The sequence below is a fragment of the Streptomyces sp. NPDC058195 genome, from assembly GCF_042883525.1.
In the GTDB taxonomy this organism is placed as follows: domain Bacteria; phylum Actinomycetota; class Actinomycetes; order Streptomycetales; family Streptomycetaceae; genus Streptomyces.
This window is the reverse complement of record NZ_JBHVVM010000073.1, coordinates 1-3,145: the sequence shown is the minus strand read 5'-3', so window position 1 is coordinate 3,145 and position 3,145 is coordinate 1. Positions and strand designations below refer to the sequence as shown.

Annotated in this window: 2 protein-coding genes; both read left to right on the top strand. The window is 68.4% G+C overall.

From position 1 onward, the window contains the following. On the top strand, positions 1-1,752 hold a 1,752-nt coding region (locus ACFVWY_RS35520), incomplete at its 5' end, for a condensation domain-containing protein (protein ID WP_389879038.1). Then, positions 1,749-3,145 (top strand): condensation domain-containing protein (locus ACFVWY_RS35515; RefSeq protein WP_389879037.1); only part of this gene is annotated, 1,397 nt, incomplete at its 3' end. The genes ACFVWY_RS35520 and ACFVWY_RS35515, both read left to right, overlap by 4 nt.

Here is a 3,145-nt window from a genome sequence, read left to right as displayed (position 1 = left end):
AGCCAGCTGCCGCTGACCCCCAACGGGAAGGTCGACACCAAGGCACTCCCCGCACCGGACCACCACCGTCCCGAACTCGCCACCACCTACACCGCACCCCGGACGGACACCGAGCGCACCCTTGCCGTGATCTGGTCGGAGATCCTCGGGATCGACACGGTCGGAATCCACGACAACTTCTTCGAACTGGGCGGGGATTCGATCGTCAGCATTCAGATGATCGCCCGAGCCAAGAAATTCGGTGTGCACCTCACCCCGCGGCTGATCTTCAAGAACCAGACGATCGCCGAGATCGCGGTCCACGCCGCCGAGGCCACGCCGGTCGACGCGGAGCAGGGCCGGGTGGCGGGCGAGGTCCCGCTGACACCGATCCAGCACTGGTTCTTCGAGAAGGACCTGCCGACGTTCGACCACTTCAACCAGGCCGAGCTTCTCGTCACCGACGGACTCGCCCCCGACGCGCTCCGGCTCGCGCTGGCCGACCTGGTCGAGCACCACGACGCACTGCGCCTGCGCTGCGCGAACGGGCCCGACGGCTGGCGGCAGTACCTGGACGAGACCGTGGACACCGACATCCTCGACGTACACGACCTGTCCGGGGTCTCGGACGAGTCCCTGGCGTCGGTGTCGCAGGACATCGCGGAGAAGACGCAGCAGAGCCTCGGCCTGGCCAAGGGCCCGTTGGTGCGGGCCGCCCTGCTGGAGAGGGGCCCGAAGCGCGGGCAGCGGCTGCTCATCGTCGTACACCATCTGGCGGTCGACGGCGTGTCCTGGCGGATCCTCCTGGAAGATCTGGGCAGCTGCTATGAGCGGCGGGCCGCCGATCGCGCACCCCTGCTCCCGGCGAAGACGACGTCGTTCCGGTCGTGGGCGCAGCGACTGAACGGCTTCGCCGACTCCGCCCAGGCACGGGCCGAGTGCGCCTACTGGGCCGAGCCCAAGCCGGCCGGACGCGTGCCGCGTGACCGGGACGGCCGCAACGACCTGGGATCCGCCGCCAGTGTCATGGCGGCGCTCAGCCCCGAGGAGACGCGTGCCTTGCTGCGCGACGTTCCACGGGCCTTCAGCACCCAGATCAACGACGCCCTGCTCACCGCACTGGCCCACGCCCTGCGGGACTGGACGGGAGACGACGAGACCCTGATCGGTCTGGAAGGACACGGCCGTGAGGATCTGTTCCCGGACGTGGACCTGTCGCGAACGGTCGGATGGTTCACGTCCGTCTTCCCCGTCGCGCTGCGGCTGGCGCGGGGAGTCACCGATCCGGTGGCCTCGCTCGACTCCGTTCGCGAGCAGCTGGCACGCATCCCCAGCAAGGGCGTCGGATACGGCATCCTGCGTCATCTCGGCGCTCCCGACGTGGCCGCCGCGCTGCGTCGGCAGCCCACCCCGGAAGTGAACTTCAACTACCTGGGCCAGTTCACCAGGGACCTGCCGGGCATCGGGCGGTACGCCGGTCCCGGCGAGCCCAAGGGGCACTCGATCAGCCCGGACGGCCTGCGCTGGAACGTGCTGGACGTGACCGCCGCGGTCGAGGGCGACACGTTCGGGCTGTACATCAACTACTCGACCGCGCTGCACGAGCGGCGCACCGTCGAGCGCCTGGCGCACGGTGTCCTCGGCCATCTGCGCGAGCTGATCGCCGGCAGTGCCGACGGAGCCGCCGACGCCCGCCGGGAGTCCCCCGGTGTTCCCCTCACCGATGTAGGTGACGCCGACATGGCCGCGATCCTGAAGAGGTTCTCGATATGAGTGCGCACAACGTGGAAGACGTCTACGGACTCTCGCCCCTGCAGTTCGGCATGCTCTACCACTCGCTGGAGGACACGTCCGACACGCGTCCGTACATGGTGCAGATGACCGAGGAGGTCGAAGGACCCTTCGACGAGACGCTGTTCGGCGCCGCCTGGCAGCAGCTCGTCGACCGGCACTCGATCCTGCGCAGCGCGTTCGTGTGGGAGGGGGTGTCGGAGCCGGTACAGGTGGTGCAGCGCCATGCTCCCCTGCCCTTCGAGACGAGGGACCTGCGCGGCCTGTCCGGCCAGCAGGAGCGGCTGAGCACCTTCCTGGCGGAGGACTGGGACCGGGGATTCGACCTCGCGCGGGCCCCGCTGGTCCGGGTCACCGTGCTGCGGATGGAGGAGGAGCGCCGGATCGTCGTCTGGTCGTTCCATCACATCCTCCTCGACGGCTGGAGTGTGCAGATCCTCCAGAAGGAGCTGTTCGCCCTCTACCGCGCGCTGCTCGGCGGCACTTCCGCCGGACTGCCGCCCACCGTCCCCTACCGCCGCTACATCGAGTGGCTCAACTCCCGGGAGGACGACGGCTCTGGGGCGTTCTGGTCCGACTACCTGGCAGGCGTCACCGAGCCCACCGCCCTGCACGTCGACCGGGACACCGGTGACACGGGAGTCGGCGAGTTCGAGGTCTGCGCCTCCACGGAGCTGTTCGCACGGGCCCGGAACTACGCCAAGACCCAGCGCGTCACGATGAACACACTGGTGCAGGGGCTGTGGTCGGTCCTGCTCTCACGGTACAGCCGCCAGGACGAGGTGCTGTTCGGCTCGACCATCTCGGGCCGGTCGATCGATCTTCCCGGCGTCGAGTCGATGATGGGCCTGTTCATCAACACGCTGCCGGTGCGCGGCCGTCTGACGGGCGACCTGGTCGTCGCGGAGTGGCTGAGGGAACTCCAGGACGAACAACTGGAGATGCGGCAGTGGGAGTACTGCCACCTCGTCGACGTGCAGAAGCACAGCAGGATTCCGCGGGGTGAGCCACTGTTCCGGTCGATCCTCGTCTTCGAGAACTACCCGGTGGTGCAGAAGCCCTCGGACTTCCCGGAGGGCCTGACACGGCGCCTGGTCAACTGCGTGGAGCGCACCGGGTACCCGCTGACCCTCGTCGTATCAGCGGGGCGTGCGCTGGAGTTCCGCCTCGTCTACGACCGGAGCATGTTCGACGCGGAGACGATCGAGCGCATGGCCGGCCACCTGGAGAGCCTGCTGACCTCCGTAGTGGACTCGCCCGGCGCACGCATCGGCGATCTCAACATGCTGACGGTGGGGGAGCGGCGGGAGGTGTTGGTGGAGTGGAATGGTGTGGTGGGTCCGTATCCGGATGAGGCGACTGTTCATGGGCTTGT